Below are 21,497 nucleotides of genomic sequence, written 5' to 3'. Positions count from 1 at the left end.
GGAGTTATAACATGATTAAAGAGCATGTTATAGCTCTTTTTTTATGTAATTTAACAAATGAAACTTATATTTGAGGGAAACAGTAATCTTTTTTGATATGGGTAAAATTTATAAGTTAAGCTGACTAAATTAATATTTGGAACTTTAATTAATTTTCATAGTGTTTATTCATATGACAATGCTATTTTACATAAGTATATATAGAAAATGAAAAAATATATACAGAGATGGGTGGGAGTGATATGAAAAAAATATTAGCTTTTTTATTAGTTTTACTAAACATATATATGGTTATGTGTAGCGGAAGCAATATATCACAAAAAGATATAGAAGAAATGAAAGAAGTTGTTGATAAGGTATTATCTTATAATGGTGATTATGATGATGAGGTTAGTGAATATATAGATAATACAACTTTTAATGAGTCTAATTATGTAATATTTTATAGTTATTATATAGGAAATGTAGTATTAAATAAATACGAAAGTGAGGTTATAGGAATTAGCAGAGATGATGGTAAATATAATTTATGTTTACTTATAGATATGGAAGCGCAAGCAACAACGTTAGAAAGTGATGGAGTAGAAGAAGGTTACGATACTGCTGAAGGCAATGATGTTCCAGTAGAGGTAGTATTAAAAAAAAGTAAAAGCAAATTTTACATTGAAAGTGTGAAGGAATATGATAGTTTGGAAATTGCTCAAAATGAAAACAAAAATTTCATTAAAAATAACTAAAAAATACCTAGAAGTATAAACCATGTAATATATTTCTAAATTGCTTTAAGGTCAGTAAAAATGCGAAAATTTAATTATGATATTAATGGATATAAAGATAATAAAATCTTTAAAATGAAAATTAAGGGATGTAAGGAGTCAATCTACTATAATAAAAATGGAAAAGCTGTGTTATAACTGTAAGTGGCAGCGTTAGTAAAAGTAAAAAGTACTTTAACTAATAAGATATTGGGTATTTAAATATACTCGAAAAAATAAAAAGGAGTGGTACAGATGAAGAATAAACTAATTGCCAGTATAGTTACATTAACAGTGCTAGGAGGAGCAGGTACATCAACCTTTGCAGCTGTTAAAGATCGTTCACAAGAGAAGAGTAATATTAATATAATTAAGTTGAGCGATATTTTAGGGACAAGTTCAAATAGTAAAAATGGATGTAGTATTTCAGGAAGTCTTTTAAATGAATCAAATTTCAAAGGATTTTGGTGGGGGAATGGACAACATGGAACAATAATTATTGGTGGAACTATAAATAGACCTAATAATGGAAGTGGAAGTAATGGTACTGTGAATCCACCAAGTGGGGATATAGAAACACCAAATACTCCAGATACACCAGCAGTAGATGAGACACCAAGTACTCCAGATACACCAAGTGTAGATCAAACGCCAAGTACTCCAGATACACCAAGTGTAGATGAAACACCAAGCGTTCCAGATACACCAGTAGTGGATGAGACACCAAGTGTTCCGGATGCACCAGTAGTAGATGAAACACCAAGTGTAGATAATGGGACAAGTACTTCTACAAACTTTATGGCACAAGTAGAACAAGCTATATTTAATAAGGTTAATGAAGAAAGAGCGAAAGCAGGAGTTCCAGCATTAACATATAATACAACAATGGAAAAGTATGCTAGAATAAAATCACAAGATATGGGTGATAACAACTATTTCAGCCATGAAGATTTAAGTGGAAACTTAATAACTACTCAAATGAAAAAAGATGGAGTAACTTATAGAGCATGGGGAGAAAATATAGCATATGTAGGTGGTATGACTGATCCAAATGCAATTGCAGATAAAATCATGACAAAATGGATGAATTCATCAGGACATAGAGCAAATATTTTATCTACAAACTTCTCAAGTATAGGTGTAGGTGTATATAAGAGTGGAAACAGAGTATACGCTACTCAAGAGTTTTATAAGTAAGAATTTTGATATATAAAATAAAAAAATAGGTGTGTTAAAAAAATAAGACAAGCTATTTAAAGTAAAGAAGCTAAGGATTTTATAATTCTTAGCTTTTTTGCGTATAATAAAGAATTGTATATTAACTTAAATATTGAAATCTAAAAAAAATCTTACTAATATATATAGGTAGTAATTACATTTATAATATTATGTTATACTTATAACTAGTAAAATACTTTGAGGTGAAGTAATGAAACCATTAGCGGATTTAATAAGACCTAAACAGTTAAGTGAAGTTTATGGTCAACAACATATATTAGGAGAAAATAAAATTTTAGATAGGATAGTTAAAAGTGGAAGAATATCAAATATGATATTTTATGGGCCACCTGGTGTTGGAAAAACCACTGTTGCTAATATAATAGCAGAAAAGGCAGGAAAAAGATTTTATAAACTTAATGCAACAAATGCATCTTTAAAGGATATTCAAGAGATAACTAAGGAACTAGATACCTTCTTAGGTGTTAATGGAATACTCCTTTATTTAGATGAAATTCAAAATTTCAATAAAAAGCAACAACAATCTTTACTAGAATATATTGAGGATGGAAGAATAACACTTATTGCATCGACTACAGAAAATCCATATTTTTATATATTTAAGGCATTATTATCAAGATCTACAATTTTTGAATTTAAGCCAATTAGTGAAGATGATGTAAAAAAAGCAATATATAGAGCTATTAATATTAGAAGTAAAGATTATAATGAGATAAAGTTAGCTGTAAAAGATGAAGCAGTTGATTATTTAGCATCATATTGCAATGGCGATGTTAGAAAAGCTATAAATGGATTAGAGGTTGCGTTAAATTCTACAAAACCAAATAGTGAAGGTATTATTTTAATAGATTTAGATGTAGTAAGAGATTCAACTCAAAGTAAGGTTATAGGATATGATAGTGATGGAGATGCTCATTATGATATACTTAGTGCTTTTCAGAAATCAATACGCGGAAGTGATGCAGATGCAGCAATTCATTATTTAGCTAGGCTTGTTAAAGCAGGAGATTTAATTTCAATATGTAGAAGACTTCAGGTAATTGCAGCAGAAGATATTGGATTAGCTTATCCGCAAGCAAGTTTAATAGTTAAGTCATTAGTTGATTCAGCTAGAGAATTAGGTTTTCCAGAAGCTAGAATACCACTTGCAGAAGCCACTATACTTTTAGCAACAAGTCCAAAGTCGAATTCAGCATATTTAGCAATAGATTCAGCATTAAATGATTTAGAAAATATGACTATAGGGGATATACCTAACCATTTAAAGGATGCACATTATAGTGGTGCTTGTAAAATGGGAAGAGGAGTTGAATATAAATATCCACATAGTTATCCTAATCATTATGTTAATCAACAATACTTACCTGATAATATAAAGAATAAAGTTTATTATGAATATGGAGATAATAAATTTGAAAAAGTAACAAAGGATTATTGGGATAGAATTAAAAGATAGAAAAATAATTTAAAAACATGGGGGAAGAAAAAATGAAGCAAGATAAGTACAATGATTATTTACAAATTTTAAAAGAAGAATTAGTACCGGCGATGGGCTGTACAGAGCCAATAGCTATAGCATATGCAGCAGCTAAAGCAAGAGAAGTTTTAGGTAAGAAGCCACAAAAAATTATAGCAAAATGTAGTGGTAATATAGTTAAGAATGCAATGTGTGTAACAGTACCTAATACTGGAGATTTAGTAGGTATTAAGGCAAGTGCTATAATTGGGGTTTTAGCAGGAAATCCCAATAAAGAGTTACAGGTAATTAGTGAAGTTAAAGAAGACCATATAATTGAAGCAAATAAGCTTATGGCAGAAGAATATTGCTTTGTTGAAAGATTAGATACAGAAATCCAGTTACATATAATAATGGAAGTATATTCGGAAGATGATAGTGCTGAAGTAGAGATAAAATATGCACATAACAATATATCTAAAATAATTAAAAATGGAGAAATATTATTTGAAGGAAATCAAGATCCAAGCAAATATTTAGGTGTATTTATTGATAGAAGCATTTTAAATGTTAATGATATATTTGATTTTGCAAATAGTGTAGATATTAATGATGTAAAAGAGCTATTAGACAAGCAAATTGAATATAACATAACGATAGCAGAAGAAGGCTTAAAGGGCGAATATGGAGTTGGAATAGGGAAAATGCTTATGAAGTGTTATCCAGAGTCTATTGTAACTAAACTTAAGGTTTATGCAGCAGCAGCTTCTGAAGCTAGGATGAGTGGTAGTTCTCTGCCAGTTATGACTAACTCAGGGAGTGGAAATCAAGGTATGGCAACTTCAATTCCAGTAATAATATATGCAAAGGAAAAAGGATTATCTGAAGAAAGGTTATATAGAGGGTTAATATTTTCGAATCTTATGACAATACATCAAAAAACAGGAATAGGAAGGCTTTCAGCATTTTGTGGAGCTGTAAGTGCAGGATGTGCTAGTGGAGCGGCTATTACGTATTTGGAAGGAGGAACATTAGAGCAAATTAATAAGACTGTTACAAATACGTTAGCTAATATATCTGGTATAGTATGCGATGGTGCAAAGGCATCTTGTGCAGCTAAGATTGCTACAAGTGTTGATGCAAGTATGATGAGTCATTATCTTGCAATGGAAGGACAATGTTATAGTCCTAAAACAGGGATTCTAAAAGAGAATATTGAAGAAACAATAACGGCAGTAGGTAGACTAGGAAAAGAGGGTATGAAAGAAACTGATAAAGAAATATTAGATATAATGCTTGAAGAATGATATATATAATTATCTTCTAAATATATAAAATAAGTATAATCAAGAGTTGAAAAGTTTACATAAAAAAATTTTAAAATTAAGCTAGAAGTAGAGTAAATCATGGTTGACAAAAGCAGAGTAAGTTAGTATGATATAAATATAAAGCAGAGCAAAAAAGTCTGAATAAGGGGTGAGAAAGTGAAATTATCAACTAAAGGAAGATATGGAGTAAAAGCCATGGTTGAACTTGCAATACATTATGGAGATTCTCCCCTATCAATAAAAACTATTTCGCAAAGACAAGGGATATCTGAATATTATTTAGAACAGTTGTTTTCGCCACTTAGGAAAGCAAAACTTATAAATAGTATAAGAGGAGCTCAAGGTGGATATATATTGGGAAGGGAACCAAAAGAAATTAAGATTTCAGATATAATGTATGTACTTGAAGGTCCTATAGAGATTGCAGATTGTATTGAAGGGGTTGCGTGTGATAATATAGATTGTTGTGCAACTAGACTTTTATGGACAAAAATAAAGAATAGTATAGATGAGGTTATGGAAGGCATAACGTTACAAGATATAGTAGATGACTACAATAAAATTAAAGAAAAGAATGAAGCATTAACGTTACAGAGGAGTGAATAATATATGAAAACAGTATATATGGATTACGCGGCTACTACTTATGTAAAACCAGAGGTTTTAAATGAAATGATGCCGTATTTTACAGAAAAGTTTGGAAATCCATCATCTTTCTATGGAATATCAAGAGAAACAAAGATGGCAATAGATAAAGCAAGAGGGCAAGTTGCTACAGCTTTAAATTGTGATATGAGTGAGGTTTACTTCACGGGAGGTGGATCTGAAGCTGATAACTGGGCAATAAAAGGTATTGCTTCAGCTCATAGAAAAAAAGGTAATCATATAATTACTACTAAAATAGAACACCATGCAGTTCTTCATACTTGTGAGTATTTAGAAAAGAACGGATTCGAAGTAACATACTTAGATGTTAATGAAGAAGGATTTATTGATTTAGAAGAATTAAAAAATGCTATAACAGATAAAACTATTTTAGTATCAATTATGTTTGCTAATAATGAAATTGGAACTATTCAACCTATAAAAGAAATCGGTGCAATTTGTAGAGAAAGAAAAGTTTTATTCCATACAGATGCAGTTCAAGCAGTAGGAAATGTTCCGGTAGATGTAAAAGAAATGAATATTGACCTTTTATCTTTAGCAGGTCATAAAATATATGGACCTAAAGGAATAGGTGTTTTATACATAAGAAAAGGTGTAAGAATAGACAACTTGATCCATGGTGGAGGACAAGAAAGATCTAGAAGAGCAGGAACAGAAAATATTGCTGCTGTTGTTGGATTAGGTAAAGCTATAGAGTTAGCTACTAAAGATATTGAAGGTCATATGGAAAGACTTTCAGCTTTAAGGGATAAACTTATAGATGGAATATTAGAAAAAGTTCCTTACTCATATTTAAATGGACCAAGAGGTGAGAAGAGATTACCTGGTAATGCAAATGTAAGATTTACTTATATAGAGGGTGAATCAATCTTATTATCATTAGATTTTGAAGGAATCTGTGCTTCAAGTGGTAGTGCATGTACATCAGGATCATTAGACCCATCTCATGTACTTTTAGCAATAGGTTTACCACATGAATTAGCTCATGGATCATTAAGATTAACTTTAGGTGATGGATCAACAGAAGAAGATGTTGATTATGTTTTAGAAGTATTACCTGCAATTATACAAAGAATAAGAAATATGTCACCATTATGGAGTGACTTTGTTAAGAAGGGAGAAAAATAATTATGATATATACAGATAAAGTTATGGACCATTTTAGAAATCCAAGAAATGTAGGAGAAATTGAAGACGCAAACGGTGTTGGAGAAGTTGGAAATGCTAAGTGCGGAGATATAATGAGAGTTTATTTAAAAGTTGAAGATAACATAGTTAAAGATGTTAAATTCCAAACTTTTGGATGTGGATCAGCTATAGCTTCATCTTCAATGGCTACAGAAATGATTAAAGGAAAAACTTTAGAAGAAGCTTGGGAATTATCAAATAAAGCTGTTGCTGAAGCTTTAGATGGACTTCCACCAGTAAAAATGCACTGTTCAGTATTAGCTGAAGAAGCTATACACAAAGCAATTAATGACTACAGAAAGAATGCTGGATTAAGCACTGACGGATGGGAATTCGAAGAAACAGATCATGATGAATTACATGATGCAGTACACGGACACGAATAAAAAACTTAAGGTGTGATTTGATGGAAAAGAAGAAAAAAGTAGTTATAGGTATGAGTGGCGGAGTTGATAGCTCCGTTGCTGCTTACCTTTTGAAAGAGCAAGGTTACGATGTAATTGGTGTTACAATGCAAATATGGCAAGAAGATAAGGATTATACAGAAAGAGAAGGTGGATGTTGTTCACTTTCAGCTGTAGATGATGCAAGAAGAGTTGCTAATAGAATTGGAATTCCTTTTTATGTAATGAACTTTAGAGATAGCTTTAAAGAAAAAGTTATTGATTATTTTGTTCAGGAATACATAGATGGTAAAACACCAAATCCATGTATAGCATGTAATAAGCATTTAAAATTTGATGAATTATTAAGAAAAGCTCAAGGAATAGGTGCTGATTATGTTGCAACTGGTCATTATGCTAAAATTGAACAAGATGAAAATGGAAGATATTCTTTAATACGTTCAGATGATGATAGAAAAGACCAAACATATGCATTATATAACTTTACGCAAGAACAATTAGCACATACTCTTATGCCTTGTGGAGAATATACTAAGGATAGAATAAGAGAAATAGCTAAGGAAATAGGGTTAACAGTATATAATAAAAAAGATAGTGAAGAAATTTGCTTTATACCTGATAATAATCATGGTAGATACATAAGTGAAGCTAGACCATTAGAAGTTGTTCCAGGAAACTTTGTTGATAAGAATGGAAATGTACTAGGTCAGCATAAGGGAATAGTATACTATACAATAGGTCAAAGAAAGGGATTAGGAATAGCTCTTGGAAGACCAGTATTTGTAACAGATATTAATCCTAGAACGAATGAAGTTGTATTAGGACCAGAAGAGGATATATTTAAGACAGATTTAGTTGCTAAAGATCTTAACTTTATACCATTTGATAAGTTAGAGGAGCCAATAACAGTGGAAGCTAAGGTTAGATATTCAGGAAGACCTGCTGAAGCGGTTATTTCACCTTTAAGGGATGGGAAAGTTAAAGTAAGTTTTAAAGAGAAACAAAGAGCAATAACAAAAGGCCAATCAGTTGTTTTCTACCAAGGAAACAAAGTTGTTGGTGGAGGAATTATTGCTGGTATAATATAAGAAATAAGAAGTCATAGTTAGAGGTAACTATGGCTTTTTTTGTTTGGGTAAGAGTGAAGGTTGAAGAACATAATAGTTTCAACCTTCACTTTTACCTATTTAAGCATTTCTATAACATAATTAGGTAATGCAAATGAACCTTTATGTATGTCTGTATTATAATATTTTGTAGAAAGTCCTAAGGAATTCCAAGCATCACTATTTAAATCTTTAATTGGATCTAATGTTTTTGAAGCAAAAGAGAATATCATATGACCTGATGGATATGTTGGCATATGGTATTGATATGCTTTGCAAATATCAAATAAACTATTAAGCTTTTTATAAGATCTTTTCATTTCATATGCATTATTAGGATAGTAAGGGCTTTCACATTGATTAATCAATATACCTTTATCAGTTAATGCATTATAACAATCAGTATAAAACTCAGTTGTAAATAAACCTTCTCCAGGACCAATAGGATCGGTAGAATCAACTATAATTAAATCATATAAGTTTTTTTTATCTTTAACAAATTTAATTCCGTCTTCAAAGTATAAGTTAACTCTAGGATCATTTAATTTACATGATGTAAATGGTAAGTATTCAATAGAAGCATCAACAACTAGCTTGTCTATTTCCACCATATCTATTTTTGTAATATTATTATATCTAGTAAGTTCTCTAACAGTACCACCATCACCAGCACCAATTACTAGAACGTTTTTTATATTAGGATTTGTTGCTAAAGCCACATGTGTTATCATTTCATGATAAATGAACTCATCTTTTTCAGTAACCATAGTCCAATTATCAATAATTAATACTCTACCAAATTCATAGGTATCTATTATGTCTATTTTTTGAAAATCACTTTGAGCAGAATAAAGATGATTTTTTACTTTCATTGAAAAGTTAACATTGTCTGTTTGATTTTCAGTATACCATAATTCTATATTCATCTATTTAAACCTCCATCTTATGAGTTATTGTTAAATTATTATATTCACCATCACCAAAGGTCCTAATTTTATCGACTAGTCCTCTAGAGACCTCTGTAGATTCACTTCTATCTGCACTTAATGCTTTTTCAAGATACTTAAATCCTCTCCAAGGATTAACGCTATCACCACAAGTAAATAAATCTACTGATGCATAACCATACTCTGGCCATGTGTGTATTGTAAGATGTGATTCTTGTATTATAACTGCGCCACTTACTCCCCATGGGTTAAACTTATGAAAGCAGCTTGTTACTATAGTTGCATTAGCTTCTAAAGCAGCTTGATTCATATGTTTTTCAATAGCCTCATGATCTTTTAGTAATTCCTTGTCACAGTTATAATATTCCACTAAAATATGTCTTCCTAATTGTTCAATATTCATAATAAAAACCTCCAAAAATTTAATTTACATCCATCCAACGGATAAGTATTTTCTTAATAAAAATGCGGTGTTCATAAAACCTCCTATAAAAAATAATAAAAAAAGTTTAGTAATACTAAATTTATAATTAACTATTACTAATACAAGGATATTTTACAGTTTTTACAGCTAAATGTCAATATTTTCTTTGGTGAATTTTTATAGAGCTTCATAGCAAAATTTATTTTTAATATAATAAAAATAAATAAAACCACAATAATTATCTTAAATTATTGTGGTTTTAAAATATTAATAATTTATATTATTTTATAATAATTCAATATTTGCTTCTTCACATTTTTCATGAGTATATTGATCCCAGATAGAAGCTTGAACTTCTCCTATATGAGCCTTTCTTAAGAAGAACATACAAATTCTTGATTGTCCGATTCCACCACCCATAGTAAGTGGAAGTTTTTCTTCTAATAATGCTTTGTGGAATGGTAGAGTACATCTATCTTCACATCCAGATTTTTTTAACTGATATTCTAAAGCAGTTTTGTCAACTCTAATTCCCATAGATGAAAGCTCTATAGCTGAATCAAATAATGGATCATAGAATAAAATATCACCATTTAAAGACCAATCATCATAATCAGGACTTCTTCCATCATGTTTTTCACCAGACTTTAATGTATCACCAATACCTATTATAAATACAGCCTTATGTTCTTTACATATAGCATTTTCTCTTTCTTTAGATGAAAGGGAAGGATACATATTTTCTAATTCTTGAGAAGTAATAAAAGTAATATCATCAGGTAGAATTTTTTCTATATCTGGATATTCAGTTGCAACAAAATCTTCAGTAGCTTTAAATACTGAGAAGATTTTTCTAACAGTATCTTTTAATGTGTTTACATTTCTTTCTTCTTTACTAATAACCTTTTCCCAATCCCACTGATCTACATAAATTGAATGAAGATTATCTAATTCTTCATCTCTTCTTATAGCATTCATATCAGTGTATAAGCCAGTTCCAGATTCAAATTTATATCTATGTAGAGCGAATCTTTTCCATTTTGCTAATGAATGAACAATTTCTATATTGCTATTATCAATTGCTAACATATCAAAGCTTACAGGTCTTTCTGTGCCATTTAAATTATCATTTAATCCTGAAGAGTTTTCTAAAAATAATGGAGCAGAAACTCTTGTCAAGTTTAAAGTTTTAGCTAGCCTAGTTTCAAAAAAATCTTTAACTTTTTTGATTGCTATTTCAGTTTCTATTAGTGATAAGTTTGATTTGTAGTTTTCTGGTACGAAAACTTTAGATTTTAATTCTTTTGTCATAATAATAACCCCCTAAATAAAATAAAATAAAAAAACCCTTCATCCTAAAAAATATAGGACGAAAGGTAAATTCCGCGGTACCACCTAATTTGCATTAAAATGCCAACTTAATCAGTGCTAAATTTAAAATAAAATTTAAGACTGTCCCATTATAACGGTAGGGTCCCGTCTAAGCCTAATAAAGTGTAAAATTTCATAAATATAAATTTATTACTCGTTCAGTTAGAAGCTCAGGAATGTTTTTCATTAAAACTAATCTTATAAGGCTTACACCATCCCTTACTCGCTTAAAGATATCATTAAAACTACTCTTTCCGTCAAAGCTGATTAAATAATTTGTTATTAACATATTTCTTAGTGTTAATAATAAACTAAAAAAATATCGTTGTAAAGAGAAAAAATTAATTAATTGTAAAAAAAATATGAAGAAATAAAATATATTTGATATAAACTTCACATATTGTTTTACTTTTAAGCATATTTATTATAAAATTAGAATTTGAACTAATACAATTAAATTTATTAATTTTAAAATAAGGAGGAGATAGGATGAAGAGAAAAATTAATTGGCAGAAAATCCTAAGTTATTTTGTAATAATAACATTAATTTCTACAATTGCATTTTTAGTTTTTGCAATTAATAAAGCACCTACAATAGCAGATCCTAATGAGCCGTTTATTCGTATAAAAAGTGATTATGCATTAATGCTATCACAGTGTATTTTAGGCGTAGTGGCAATGCTATTACCAGGAATGCTTGAACATAAGTTGAAAATTCAAATACCATCAAATATGCTAATTTTATATACTATATTTTTATATTCCGCTATATATTTAGGAGAGGTAAAAAGCTTTTATTATAATGTTCCAAATTGGGATAATATATTACATACATTTAGCGGTGCTATGATCGGAGCATTAGGATTTTCTATTGTAACGCTATTAAATAAGACTGAAGAAGTTCCGATGAATTTAAGTCCTATATTTGTAGCATTATTTTCATTTTGCTTTGCAGTAACATTAGGAGTAGTTTGGGAGTTTTATGAATTTACTTTTGATGGTTTATTAGGTCTTAATATGCAAAAATTTGCATTAGAAAATGGTACACAATTAATCGGAAGAGAAGCTTTAACAGATACTATGGTAGATTTATTTGTAGATGCTGTTGGAGCGCTAATTATGAGTATAATAGGTTACATTTCATTAAGGTATAATAAAGGTTGGATAGAAAAACTTCAAGTTAGAATAAAAAAATAAAGTCTAAAATAAAAGTAAAATAAATTGTAGATTTTGCAATTTATTTTACTTTTTTATATTTAGTTGGAATTATTTTCTTCAACAGTATATAATTATAATAAGAATTTATAAACAAGATAAGAGGAGGAGTAGACTATGAGTTTAAATTGGAGCTTAAAAGAGTTATATCCATCTTTTGAAAGCGATGAATTTAAATTAGATATGGAAAAACTTACAACGAAAATTCAAGAAATTAATGAATGGGCAAATGAAATTGTAAAAGATGATTGCAATATATTATTAAAGCTAGAGGACTATATAAAGAAATATTCGAAATTAACTGAGTTGATTAGTAAAATAGGTGCTTTTATAGAATTAAGTATTAGCGTAAATACAAAAGATTCTGAAGCATTAAGGTACTCTGATATTTTTGAAAAAAAATTAACTTATATTGTGGAAGCTTCAACTAAGTTAGAAAGATATATAAGTAAAATAAGTAATATTGACTCTATAATTGAAAAATCAGAATTACTTAAGGCTCATGAATTTGTATTAAAAAATATTGTGGAACAAAGTAAGTACTTATTAAGTGATAAGGAAGAAAGTATTATTGCAAATATGAAAAATACTGGTTCTAATGCATGGAGTAAGCTTAAGGATAACTTGATATCATCATTAAAAGTTGAAATTAATGAAGATGGTGAAGTAAAAGAATACCCTTTAACAGTAGTATTAAATATGGCTGAAGATAAATCTGAAGAAGTAAGAAAAAGGGCTTATGAAGCTGAAATAGCATCATACAAAAAAGTTGAAGAAGGTGTTGCTGCGGCTCTTAATGGAATAAAGGGAGAAGTAATAACAGTTTGCGATTTTAGAGGGTATAAATCACCTTTAGAAAAAACTCTTTTAGATTCAAGAATGGATGAAGAATCACTTAATGCAATGTTAGATGCTATGAAGGAGAGTCTACCTGCTTTTAGAAAATATTTAAGAAGAAAGGCAGAAATGTTAGGTCATACAAATGGGTTACCTTTCTATGATTTATACGCTCCAATATCAAGCGCTGATATGAAATTTACATATGACGAAGGAGCAAGATTTGTTGTTAAAAACTTTAGAACATTTAGTGATAATTTAGGTGATTTTGCTCAAAAAGCTATAGATAATGACTGGATAGATGTTGAACCTAGAGAAGGAAAGGTAGGAGGAGCATTTTGTGCTGGACTTCACTTCATAGGAGAAAGCAGAGTTTTATTAAATTATGGTGGTAGCTTTGGTGATGTAGTAACTATGGCACATGAGCTTGGACATGGATTCCATGGAGAATGCTTAAAAAAAGAAGCAATATTAAATTCAGAGTATCCAATGCCTATCGCAGAAACAGCATCTACATTCTGCGAAACTATAATAAAAAAGGCTGCTATAAAAGAAGCTAATAAAGATGAAGCATTAGCTATATTAGAAGCAGAAATTTGTGATTGTACACAAGTAATAGTGGATATATATTCAAGATTTTTATTTGAAAAATCAGTATTTGAAGCAAGAAAAGAAAGTGCGTTAACAGTAGAGAAAATTAAGGAATTAATGTTAGAAGCACAAAGAGAATCTTATGGAGATGGATTAGATCCAGAATATTTACATCCATATATGTGGGCATGGAAGCCACATTATTATGATGCAAATTATAATTACTATAACTTCCCATATGCTTTTGGATTATTATTTGCAAAGGGTTTGTATGCTGAATATTTAAAGAAGGGTACTAGTTTTACAAGTGAGTATGAAAAACTTTTATCAATAACAGGAAAAAATAAAATTGCAGATATAACAAAAGAAGTTGGTATAGATATTCATAATAAAGAATTTTGGAAAAATTCATTAAAAACGATACAAGATGATATAGAGAAATTTATTGAACTTAGTAAATAAACATAAAGGAGGATTATATTTTTATGGAGATAAAGTTGGATAAAAAAGAAGTAGTGTTAGTTTTAGATGCACTAGTAGAAACATTAGCATTTGATAATAATGCAGATGATATTAAGGAAGTATATAATAAAATAGTGAAGCAAACTAACATGGATGAATATGAAATGATAGGATAGTTTAAATAAAAAAGTAACTAACTTAAATATCTTAATGATAATAAAGTTAGTTACTTTTTTATATTATCTATAACGTAATTATTTTGAAAAATATATAAGATAGAAAAGTGATATAGATATAATATATAGCTAAGAATATAGAAAAAAATAATATTACTAATTTATTATGAGTAAGAAAGCTTTGAAAATTAGAAAAAAATATATCAAAAAACCAAGTTTTATTTTCAAGTAAGTCTTCTTTTATTAATAATGGTGAAAAATTAATATTTTTATTAATTCTATTTTTTATGTAATAAGGTAAATCATCAGCAATTACAATTGGAGTTTCTAATGAAGAATCTTCTTTTATAACACAGTTTTTCTGTGGAATAGCAATAATATTAGTAATTGGTATATCACAAGATAAAATATCTTGTAAAATGCTATAGCATTTTAAACATTCTTCAGAAAGTGAATTTATTATTTTAAAATCTATTATTGTATCATTTGAGGAATTAAAGCTATCTAAAGAAAGTGATTTAGGTATATCAAATTGATAATAATCATCATAAGAAAAATTTAAAGTTTTAATAGCAAAAATTCCACCAGTAGTAATTACTAATTCGTCTATAGAGCAAGAATTATCCTCATCATTTTCTAAATAGATATTATTTAATATAATACCGTCATTTTTTAGTGATTTTAAACAATTTGCCACTTTACGGGAGTTATAAATTTTATTATAAACGTAGTTTAAATCTAAATAAATTTTATTATAAATATTAAATTTTATTGCGCATATATGCATCAAATAAATAAAATATATAGTTGCTAAAATATTAAAATTAATATGAAATAAGTAACCAATACTAATAATTAAGAATGGAACTCTTAAGTATGTTTTTTTAATAATAAAAATAAATATTTTTATTATTATATTTATTAAAAGAAATAGTCCATAACAGATTAGTTTCATGACTATCCATATAATATTTACTAAAACAAGCAACATTGACGTAGCCTCCTTTAGTATTAGATTACCTAGTTTCTGGGAAATTATTCATCTTTTAAAATAAATTGTTTAGTTTTTCCCATAAAATATGCTAAACGAATCATTTTGACTTCTTCTTTAGACATTTTACGTTTATATATTTTTTCGAATTCGTTTATTAAAGCTTCTGAATCAAGTTTTTCCTTTTTTACTTTAGGCCGCTTTTCAGTGCTCTTAATAAAGATATTTGGAGAAAGCTTTTTTGAATAAACTGACTTAAAAATTTCAGCAGTATAATGAGCATCAAAAAAGGCATCATGAAAATCACCTTCAATAGGTATATTAAGGGCTTCTACAGCGTTTTTTAAGCTGACTTTTTGTCCCTTAGGTAGTTTGAATAATTTACTAGTGTAATTTTGAATATCTATATATTTATTTGAAATTTTAGAAGCATCAAGATTATAAAACTCTACATTTCTAATTAGTTCTTTTATATCAGAATTTCCCCATACAACCAGTATATTTTCTTCTTTACCAATAAATTTTATAAATTCCCTATAAACAGATTTAAAGTTTTTTGAAGTATTTAAATCTTCGATATTAATTTTAGTTAAGTTTTCTACATAAGGATGAAGTTTTTCATGTATATTTGGTTTTATTAAAGAATTAAAAGTAGAAATTGTTTTTAAATCTTTAGTAATTTTTATTGCTCCAATTTGAATAATTTCAAATAATAATGGAGGCTTAGTTTCAGAAGTATTGATATCATCAGGATGTTGTTGATTATATTCTAAATCAAAAATTATATAACTCATCTTTCACCTACAAATTAAATTTTTTATTATTTTTAGTAATTTACATAACTCTTATTACATATATTAAAACATAAATAAATAAAAAAGTCTTAAAAAGAGGTGCAAAAATAATGAGTATTTATGTTTTAAAATCTTATGTGGAAGAATGTTTACAATTAGGAATTGAGCCAACTTTTCATGGATTAAATAATTATTATAAAGAAAAAGCTTTAACAAAAGAAAAGTAAAATAAAAATTTACTTTTAACTTTATAATAAAGGTGTATAATTGATTAAAGAACTCAAGATATGAAATAACTTTTTAATTTATAAGTTATTGAAAAAGATAAGTGTGGTGAATTAAATTTGAACACAAGAAAATTAACGGAAGCAGCTATGTTATCTGCGTTGTTTGTTGTAACTAGCATGATGGCCATTTATACAGGAATAGCATATACATTATATCTAGATATGATTGTTCCACTTTTTATTTGCTTAACATATATGAGGTTAGATGGAAAATATACTTTGTTATCATCGGTAACTTCATTACTTATTGTTACATTATCATTAGGAGATGTAGCCTCTGCTATTTGGATGAGTCAAGGAATAATAATGGGATTAATATGTGGATATTTTATAAGAAAAAAAGGAACAATCTTTGATGACTTTTTTTATTCAGCAATTTTAGGCTGTTTCGTTATGATATTAATAGATATATATTTTTCTAAATTAACAGGATATAGTTTCATGAAAGAATTTGATAGTTATAGAGGGTTATTTCCTTTAAATGAAGAGTATATGTCTATTGTATTTAGTATATTTGTTGCTACAATACCTATTAGTACTATATTGATTGTGTATTTAGGAGCATTATTTATCGGAAAAAAGCTTAACATATTAAATGAAAATACTAAAGAAAAATATATGATTGTTAGGAACTTTAAGAAATATGGAGCATATATATGCTGTAGTAAAAATACATATTTTGTAGGTATAATATATTTGATTATATATGAATTGTTAAATATAATTGGGTTTGAATTTAATTTTGTATATTTTAAAAATGTAGTAATGGCAATAAGAGTAGTAGTAATATACTTTATATTAAAAGATTCCTTTTCTTTTGTTATAAAGGGATTAGCATTAAGAAGTAAGTCACAAGGAATGACCTCAATTATATGGTTATTATTAGTTTATATGTTGTTAGTTAATTTCAAATTTACATTTATAGTCCTAGTAATAGCTAGTTTAGCTATTAATTATTTTATGAAGATTAGAGAAATTCAAATTAATATGTTAGATAAAATTTTAGTGAAAAGATAAATATTATATGATAAAAATTAATTAGGAACTCATTATTGAGTTCCTAATTAATTTTTCTAATAATTTTTATAAAAGACTTAATGAGTTTACATCTAGTTTATAAGTTACATCTTTTCTTTCAACTATAATATTAATCTTCTTTTTTAGTTCTTCATCGTCCATAATTTTTGTTATAAGTTCTTTTGTTGGATTCATAGCATAAGGTATTCCAACAGATTTAAACATTGTAAAATCGCCAGCAGTATCACCATAGGCATAGCTTTTACTTAAGTCTATATCATGCTTTTCACATAATTCTTTAATGGCTTTTTCTTTACTTTCAGAATCCCACATAGGAGTAATATATCCATTATATTTATTGTCTTTATCTAATTCATATATTGTACCTCTATAGTCATCCATATGGTATTTTAAAGACATTTCTCTAACCAATTCTATAGGTGAACCAGAGATAGCAATTACAATATCACCATTATCTTTATGCCATTTAATTCTTTCTCTTGAAAATGTATAAACTCTATCCCCTTTTTGCTCTATCACTTTTTTTGCAATATAGTCTATATGATATTTATCTAGTCCTTTAATAGCCTCTATATATACATCCACCATCTTTAAAAGGTAAGTATCATAATCACCTTGTCTTTTATCCCAATTAATATAAGCAGGTTTTACTTCTTTAAACCACTTATTTTCATCAACTAAGTCGTATTTAATTATTTTTTTAAATACTTCAGTAATAAGTCCTTCTCTATATATTGTTCCGTCTATATCAAAAAATGCAGCGCTTCTTGACATTAAAAAAACCTCCTTATTTTTTTATTAGTATATGTAGATATTAATATATATAATAATAAATAAGTTAAAAAAGTGCAAATAGAAATGATAAATAAGAAAGAATTAAGAATATTGACAAAGATTTATAAAGTAATATAATTAGTATATAAAAATTAAATAAAATTATGCTAGGGGTGCCATAAGGCTGAGAAATAAGTTATTATTAACCCTTATACCTGATCTGGATAATACCAGCGTAGGAAAGCTTATTAATATATATAAATAATTCCAAATTAATAAAGTTAAAATTTTACATTTATTAAAATGAAAAAATAGATATATATTGTTTGTAATCATACAGCTATACTCCAGTCGGGGATAGCTGTTTTTTTATTTTATAAAATATTTGAGTTTAAGAATAGGAGAAAATAAAATGAGAAATTATAAGATACCAACATTAACAATAGCAGGATCAGATTCTTCAGGTGGAGCAGGTGTACAAGCAGATTTAAAAACATTTAGTGCAATTGGTACTTATGGAATGAGTGTAATAACTGCTATAACAGCACAAAACACACAAGGAGTATTTCTTGTAGAAGATTTAAGTAAAGAAATAATAGAAAAGCAAATAGAAGTTGTGTTTGAGGATATAGAACCAAAGGCTGTAAAAATAGGAATGGTATCTAGTCCAGAAATAATTAATTCAATTGTTAAGACATTAAGAAAATATAATCCTAAATATTTAGTTGTTGATCCTGTTATGATATCGAAAAGTGGATATTCACTATTAAAGTCAGAAGCAAAAAAGAGTTTAATAGAAGAATTAATCCCTATGGCATATATAATTACTCCTAATACACCAGAAGCGGAAGAAATTACAGGAATAAAAATAAATAATGTTGATGATATGAGAGAAGTAGGAGAAAAAATATTAGAATTAGGACCTAAATATGTGTTAATGAAAGGTGGTCACCTTGAAGGGGATGCAGTTGATGTATTAATAGGTAAAGATACTTTTGAGATTTATAAACAAGAAAGATTAGATAGAAAAAATACTCATGGAACAGGATGTACATTATCTTCAGCAATAACTTCACATTTAGCTTTAGGATATGATATTAAAGAAGCTGTTAAGTTAAGTAAAGAGTATATAACAGAGGCAATAAGACACAGTTTTGATATTGGAAATGGAGTTGGACCTGTTAATCATTTTTACAAATTTAACTCTTAGTTATATAGAGTCTAATTTTTATATAAAATTTATAATAATTAGTTTAAGCAAATGAGATTGGTAGCATAAATTTGATAAAAGTTTTAGTGATATAACAACTAGCTAGCATATGAATTTTAAGATTAAGAGAAGGGAAAAAGAAATGTTCGAATTAATTAATAAAGTAAAAAAAATAAATCCATTAGTTCTTCATTATACAAATGAAGTTACAATAAATGATTGTGCAAATATAACTCTTGCTTTAGGGGCAAGTCCACTTATGAGTTATTCTGAAGAGGAGGTTGAAGAAATAGTAAGTGTTGCAAGCTCTGTTGTAATTAATATTGGAACTATGAATTCAAGTAGATTAAATTTATTTGTAAAGGCAGGAAAGGCTGCTAATAAGTTTAATAAACCTGTTATTTTAGATCCAGTAGGTGTATTTGCAACTAAGACAAGAACAAACTTTGTAAATATGCTTTTAAATGAAATAAAGTTTGATGTTATAAAAGGGAATATATCAGAAATAAAGTTTATTGGAGGATTAGACGTAAGAGGACAAGGGGTTGATTCCTTTGATGATGGAGAGGATATATCAGAAGTAGTGAAAAAAGTAGCAAATAAATTAGGGTGTATAGTTGTAGCTACTGGAAAAGTTGATTTTGTTAGTGATGGAGAAAATGTTATTAAAGTAGCAAATGGTACACCTAAGTTAAAAAGTGTTACAGGTACAGGCTGTATGACAGGGAGTTTAATTGGAAGTTACTTAGGAGCATATAACTGCTTAAAGCAAGATGAAAAGAATATATTTAAAAGGGTAGAAGCTGTTTCAATGGGGGTTATTACTATGGCATTAGCTGGTGAGTTAGCAGATGAAAATGATATTGCTATAGGAAGTTTTAAGGAAAAGCTTATGAACAATGTATATGAAATGAATAAAGAAAAATTAGAGGAATATGCGAGGATAAATTAAGATGAAGTTTTCAGAAGTTTTATTTAAAGAAGTTGAGGAATTATGGAATGAATATTTAGAGCATCCATTTGTTAAAGGAATAGGTGAAGGAAATTTAGATAAAGAAAAATTTAAAAATTATTTAATACAGGATTATTTATATTTAAAGGATTATGGGAAAGTATTTGCTATGGGAATAGTTAAGGCTAAAACTATGAAGGAAATGAAGTTTTATCACAACGCTATTTCAGGAATTGTAAATGATGAGACAGCAGTTCATATTGATTATTTAAAAGGTTTTGGGCTTTCACCAGAGGAAACAGAGAAACAAAAATGTAAATTAACAACTGCAGGTTATACAAGTTTTATGTTGGGTATTGCTTTAAAAGGAGATTGTAAAGAGATTGCTATGGCTACAATGCCATGTACATGGAGTTATTATTACATTGGAAAATATCTTTATAACACTTATAAAGAAAATTTAGATAATAATTTTTATGCTCCTTGGATATTAGAATATTCAGCAGAATCTTTTGAAAAATGTGTAGAGGATTGGAAAATATATATCGATGATATTTGTAAAGATTTAAGTAAAGAAGAAGAAGCAAATCTTATAGATATATTTATAAAATCAAGCCTTTATGAAATGGATTTTTGGAATATGGCTAATAAATAGCATCAAGGGAGAATAATATAATGATTATTTTTTGTGGCATTATATCAGTAATAATATTTTTGTTTTATTTTAGAGATTTAAAAAGAAATCCAATTACAACTAAGCAAATGGTGATAATTGCAATGATGAGTGGTTTAGCTTTTATGCTTAGCTTAATAAAATTTATAAGATATCCACAGGGAGGAGGAATTACATTATTTTATATGATTCCAATAATTATGCTTTCTCTTATATATGGGAGAACTGCAGGGATTACAGGTGGATTAATATTAGGATTTTTAATTTTATTAGGAGGAGCAGCGCCAATACACCCAATTCAATTTTTATTAGATTTTTTACTAGGTCCTATGGCGTTGGGGTTAGCTGGTATTTTTGGCAATGATAAAAAATATAAAATAATTTTAGGATGCTTATTTGCAACTATGTTATGTGTTTTTTCCTCATTTGTATCAGGAGTAGTATTTTTCGGACAGTATGCACCAAAAGGAATGAACGTGTATTTATATTCATTTATATATAATTATAGTAGTGGTGGAGTAGAAGGGATTTTAAGTACAATATTAATGAGTTTATTACCGATAAACAGGTTTAGAAAGATAGCTTTATCTAACAATAATGCAGCATAAGGAGG

General features: G+C 28.1%; 22 protein-coding genes, 1 riboswitch and 1 other annotated feature. Of the genes, 16 read left to right on the top strand and 6 right to left on the bottom strand.

All coding sequences use genetic code 11. From position 1 onward, the window contains the following. The first annotated feature begins 242 nt into the window (after window positions 1-242). The 8 genes from I4V51_RS11675 to mnmA all read left to right on the top strand — a co-directional run bounded on the left by I4V51_RS11675 (window position 243) and on the right by mnmA (window position 8,124). Entirely contained in the window at window positions 243-737 is a 495-nt protein-coding gene (locus I4V51_RS11675) for a hypothetical protein (protein WP_195988612.1), read from the top strand. A 273-nt stretch (window positions 738-1,010) separates the two neighbouring features. Beyond that, entirely contained in the window at window positions 1,011-1,952 is a 942-nt protein-coding gene (locus tag I4V51_RS11670) for a CAP domain-containing protein (RefSeq protein ID WP_195988611.1), read from the top strand. Between the two features lie 232 nt (window positions 1,953-2,184). After that, window positions 2,185-3,450 (top strand): replication-associated recombination protein A, encoded by a 1,266-nt coding sequence (locus tag I4V51_RS11665; RefSeq protein WP_195988610.1) that lies wholly within the window; start codon window positions 2,185-2,187, stop codon window positions 3,448-3,450. 32 nt (window positions 3,451-3,482) lie between these two features. Beyond that, complete coding sequence (locus tag I4V51_RS11660) at window positions 3,483-4,757, top strand: L-serine ammonia-lyase, iron-sulfur-dependent, subunit alpha (RefSeq protein ID WP_195988609.1); 1,275 nt, start codon at window positions 3,483-3,485, stop codon at window positions 4,755-4,757. A 177-nt stretch (window positions 4,758-4,934) separates the two neighbouring features. Beyond that, on the top strand, window positions 4,935-5,384 hold the full coding sequence (locus I4V51_RS11655; protein WP_195988608.1) for an Rrf2 family transcriptional regulator: 450 nt from the start codon (window positions 4,935-4,937) through the stop codon (window positions 5,382-5,384). A gap of 3 nt (window positions 5,385-5,387) precedes the next feature. Next, a complete protein-coding gene (gene nifS, locus I4V51_RS11650; protein WP_195988607.1) occupies window positions 5,388-6,572 on the top strand; it encodes a cysteine desulfurase NifS in 1,185 nt (394 codons plus the stop codon). A gap of 2 nt (window positions 6,573-6,574) precedes the next feature. After that, window positions 6,575-7,018 carry a Fe-S cluster assembly scaffold protein NifU gene (gene nifU, locus I4V51_RS11645; protein WP_195988606.1) on the top strand — a complete coding sequence of 148 codons (444 nt, stop codon included), beginning with the start codon at window positions 6,575-6,577 and terminating at the stop codon, window positions 7,016-7,018. A gap of 17 nt (window positions 7,019-7,035) precedes the next feature. Further along, window positions 7,036-8,124 (top strand): tRNA 2-thiouridine(34) synthase MnmA, encoded by a 1,089-nt coding sequence (gene mnmA / locus I4V51_RS11640; RefSeq protein ID WP_195988605.1) that lies wholly within the window; start codon window positions 7,036-7,038, stop codon window positions 8,122-8,124. Between the two features lie 95 nt (window positions 8,125-8,219). Here the strand turns inward: mnmA and speE are convergent, their stop codons facing one another. The 3 genes from speE to asnA all read right to left on the bottom strand — a co-directional run bounded on the left by speE (window position 8,220) and on the right by asnA (window position 10,824). Then, the gene (speE, locus tag I4V51_RS11635) at window positions 8,220-9,062 is read right to left on the bottom strand and encodes a polyamine aminopropyltransferase (RefSeq protein WP_195988623.1); all 843 of its coding nucleotides are present in this window, start codon (window positions 9,060-9,062) and stop codon (window positions 8,220-8,222) included. A gap of 10 nt (window positions 9,063-9,072) precedes the next feature. Beyond that, a complete protein-coding gene (gene speD / locus I4V51_RS11630; RefSeq protein WP_347708661.1) occupies window positions 9,073-9,486 on the bottom strand; it encodes an adenosylmethionine decarboxylase in 414 nt (137 codons plus the stop codon). A gap of 312 nt (window positions 9,487-9,798) precedes the next feature. Further along, a complete protein-coding gene (gene asnA, locus I4V51_RS11625; protein ID WP_195988603.1) occupies window positions 9,799-10,824 on the bottom strand; it encodes an aspartate--ammonia ligase in 1,026 nt (341 codons plus the stop codon). 51 nt (window positions 10,825-10,875) lie between these two features. Further along, window positions 10,876-11,154, bottom strand: a binding site (T-box leader). A 219-nt stretch (window positions 11,155-11,373) separates the two neighbouring features. Between asnA and I4V51_RS11620 the strand changes: the two genes are divergently transcribed. The 3 genes from I4V51_RS11620 to I4V51_RS11610 all read left to right on the top strand — a co-directional run bounded on the left by I4V51_RS11620 (window position 11,374) and on the right by I4V51_RS11610 (window position 14,165). Continuing rightward, on the top strand, window positions 11,374-12,081 hold the full coding sequence (locus I4V51_RS11620) for a hypothetical protein (protein WP_195988602.1): 708 nt from the start codon (window positions 11,374-11,376) through the stop codon (window positions 12,079-12,081). A 135-nt stretch (window positions 12,082-12,216) separates the two neighbouring features. Continuing rightward, window positions 12,217-13,989 carry a M3 family oligoendopeptidase gene (locus I4V51_RS11615; RefSeq protein ID WP_195988601.1) on the top strand — a complete coding sequence of 591 codons (1,773 nt, stop codon included), beginning with the start codon at window positions 12,217-12,219 and terminating at the stop codon, window positions 13,987-13,989. A gap of 23 nt (window positions 13,990-14,012) precedes the next feature. Then, window positions 14,013-14,165, top strand: a complete 153-nt coding sequence (locus tag I4V51_RS11610; protein WP_195988600.1) for a hypothetical protein — start codon at window positions 14,013-14,015, stop codon at window positions 14,163-14,165. 67 nt (window positions 14,166-14,232) lie between these two features. Here the strand turns inward: I4V51_RS11610 and I4V51_RS11605 are convergent, their stop codons facing one another. Beyond that, entirely contained in the window at window positions 14,233-15,156 is a 924-nt protein-coding gene (locus I4V51_RS11605) for an NERD domain-containing protein (RefSeq protein WP_195988599.1), read from the bottom strand. A 44-nt stretch (window positions 15,157-15,200) separates the two neighbouring features. Then, entirely contained in the window at window positions 15,201-15,950 is a 750-nt protein-coding gene (locus I4V51_RS11600; RefSeq protein WP_195988598.1) for a 3'-5' exonuclease, read from the bottom strand. A 344-nt stretch (window positions 15,951-16,294) separates the two neighbouring features. On the opposite strand from I4V51_RS11600, the gene I4V51_RS11595 reads away from it, so the two are divergent. Then, window positions 16,295-17,254, top strand: a complete 960-nt coding sequence (locus I4V51_RS11595) for a DUF2232 domain-containing protein (RefSeq protein ID WP_195988597.1) — start codon at window positions 16,295-16,297, stop codon at window positions 17,252-17,254. A 66-nt stretch (window positions 17,255-17,320) separates the two neighbouring features. Here the strand turns inward: I4V51_RS11595 and I4V51_RS11590 are convergent, their stop codons facing one another. Beyond that, a complete protein-coding gene (locus I4V51_RS11590; protein WP_195988596.1) occupies window positions 17,321-18,049 on the bottom strand; it encodes an HAD-IB family hydrolase in 729 nt (242 codons plus the stop codon). A gap of 159 nt (window positions 18,050-18,208) precedes the next feature. Then, window positions 18,209-18,308: riboswitch (TPP riboswitch) on the top strand. Window positions 18,309-18,461: 153 nt separating this feature from the next. Between I4V51_RS11590 and thiD the strand changes: the two genes are divergently transcribed. The 4 genes from thiD to thiT all read left to right on the top strand — a co-directional run bounded on the left by thiD (window position 18,462) and on the right by thiT (window position 21,492). After that, window positions 18,462-19,259, top strand: coding sequence for a bifunctional hydroxymethylpyrimidine kinase/phosphomethylpyrimidine kinase (gene thiD, locus I4V51_RS11585; protein WP_195988595.1), 798 nt, complete (start codon window positions 18,462-18,464; stop codon window positions 19,257-19,259). A gap of 142 nt (window positions 19,260-19,401) precedes the next feature. Then, window positions 19,402-20,211 carry a hydroxyethylthiazole kinase gene (gene thiM, locus I4V51_RS11580; protein WP_195988594.1) on the top strand — a complete coding sequence of 270 codons (810 nt, stop codon included), beginning with the start codon at window positions 19,402-19,404 and terminating at the stop codon, window positions 20,209-20,211. Between the two features lies 1 nt (window position 20,212). Further along, on the top strand, window positions 20,213-20,866 hold the full coding sequence (gene tenA, locus I4V51_RS11575) for a thiaminase II (RefSeq protein ID WP_195988593.1): 654 nt from the start codon (window positions 20,213-20,215) through the stop codon (window positions 20,864-20,866). A gap of 20 nt (window positions 20,867-20,886) precedes the next feature. Then, on the top strand, window positions 20,887-21,492 hold the full coding sequence (gene thiT / locus I4V51_RS11570; RefSeq protein WP_195988592.1) for an energy-coupled thiamine transporter ThiT: 606 nt from the start codon (window positions 20,887-20,889) through the stop codon (window positions 21,490-21,492). The last annotated feature ends 5 nt before the right edge of the window (window positions 21,493-21,497 follow it).

Origin of the sequence: Clostridium sp. D53t1_180928_C8 (assembly GCF_015667795.1) — a bacterium.
Taxonomy (GTDB): Bacteria; Bacillota; Clostridia; order Clostridiales; family Clostridiaceae; genus Clostridium.
The sequence above is the reverse complement of the archived record's forward strand: the minus strand, read 5'-3'. Positions and strand labels throughout refer to the sequence as shown.

Excerpts from the sequence above, each read along its gene's own strand:
- I4V51_RS11675 (WP_195988612.1), top strand. The coding sequence starts at position 243 with ATGAAAAAAATATTAGCTTTTTTATTAGTTTTACTAAACATATATATG.
- I4V51_RS11670 (WP_195988611.1), top strand. The coding sequence starts at position 1,011 with ATGAAGAATAAACTAATTGCCAGTATAGTTACATTAACAGTGCTAGGA.
- I4V51_RS11665 (WP_195988610.1), top strand. The coding sequence starts at position 2,185 with ATGAAACCATTAGCGGATTTAATAAGACCTAAACAGTTAAGTGAAGTT.
- I4V51_RS11660 (WP_195988609.1), top strand. The coding sequence starts at position 3,483 with ATGAAGCAAGATAAGTACAATGATTATTTACAAATTTTAAAAGAAGAA.
- nifS (WP_195988607.1), top strand. The coding sequence starts at position 5,388 with ATGAAAACAGTATATATGGATTACGCGGCTACTACTTATGTAAAACCA.
- nifU (WP_195988606.1), top strand. The coding sequence starts at position 6,575 with ATGATATATACAGATAAAGTTATGGACCATTTTAGAAATCCAAGAAAT.
- asnA (WP_195988603.1), bottom strand. The coding sequence starts at position 10,824 with ATGACAAAAGAATTAAAATCTAAAGTTTTCGTACCAGAAAACTACAAA.
- I4V51_RS11620 (WP_195988602.1), top strand. The coding sequence starts at position 11,374 with ATGAAGAGAAAAATTAATTGGCAGAAAATCCTAAGTTATTTTGTAATA.
- I4V51_RS11615 (WP_195988601.1), top strand. The coding sequence starts at position 12,217 with ATGAGTTTAAATTGGAGCTTAAAAGAGTTATATCCATCTTTTGAAAGC.
- I4V51_RS11610 (WP_195988600.1), top strand. The coding sequence starts at position 14,013 with ATGGAGATAAAGTTGGATAAAAAAGAAGTAGTGTTAGTTTTAGATGCA.
- I4V51_RS11605 (WP_195988599.1), bottom strand. The coding sequence starts at position 15,156 with ATGTTGCTTGTTTTAGTAAATATTATATGGATAGTCATGAAACTAATC.
- I4V51_RS11600 (WP_195988598.1), bottom strand. The coding sequence starts at position 15,950 with ATGAGTTATATAATTTTTGATTTAGAATATAATCAACAACATCCTGAT.
- I4V51_RS11590 (WP_195988596.1), bottom strand. The coding sequence starts at position 18,049 with ATGTCAAGAAGCGCTGCATTTTTTGATATAGACGGAACAATATATAGA.
- thiD (WP_195988595.1), top strand. The coding sequence starts at position 18,462 with ATGAGAAATTATAAGATACCAACATTAACAATAGCAGGATCAGATTCT.
- thiM (WP_195988594.1), top strand. The coding sequence starts at position 19,402 with ATGTTCGAATTAATTAATAAAGTAAAAAAAATAAATCCATTAGTTCTT.
- tenA (WP_195988593.1), top strand. The coding sequence starts at position 20,213 with ATGAAGTTTTCAGAAGTTTTATTTAAAGAAGTTGAGGAATTATGGAAT.
- thiT (WP_195988592.1), top strand. The coding sequence starts at position 20,887 with ATGATTATTTTTTGTGGCATTATATCAGTAATAATATTTTTGTTTTAT.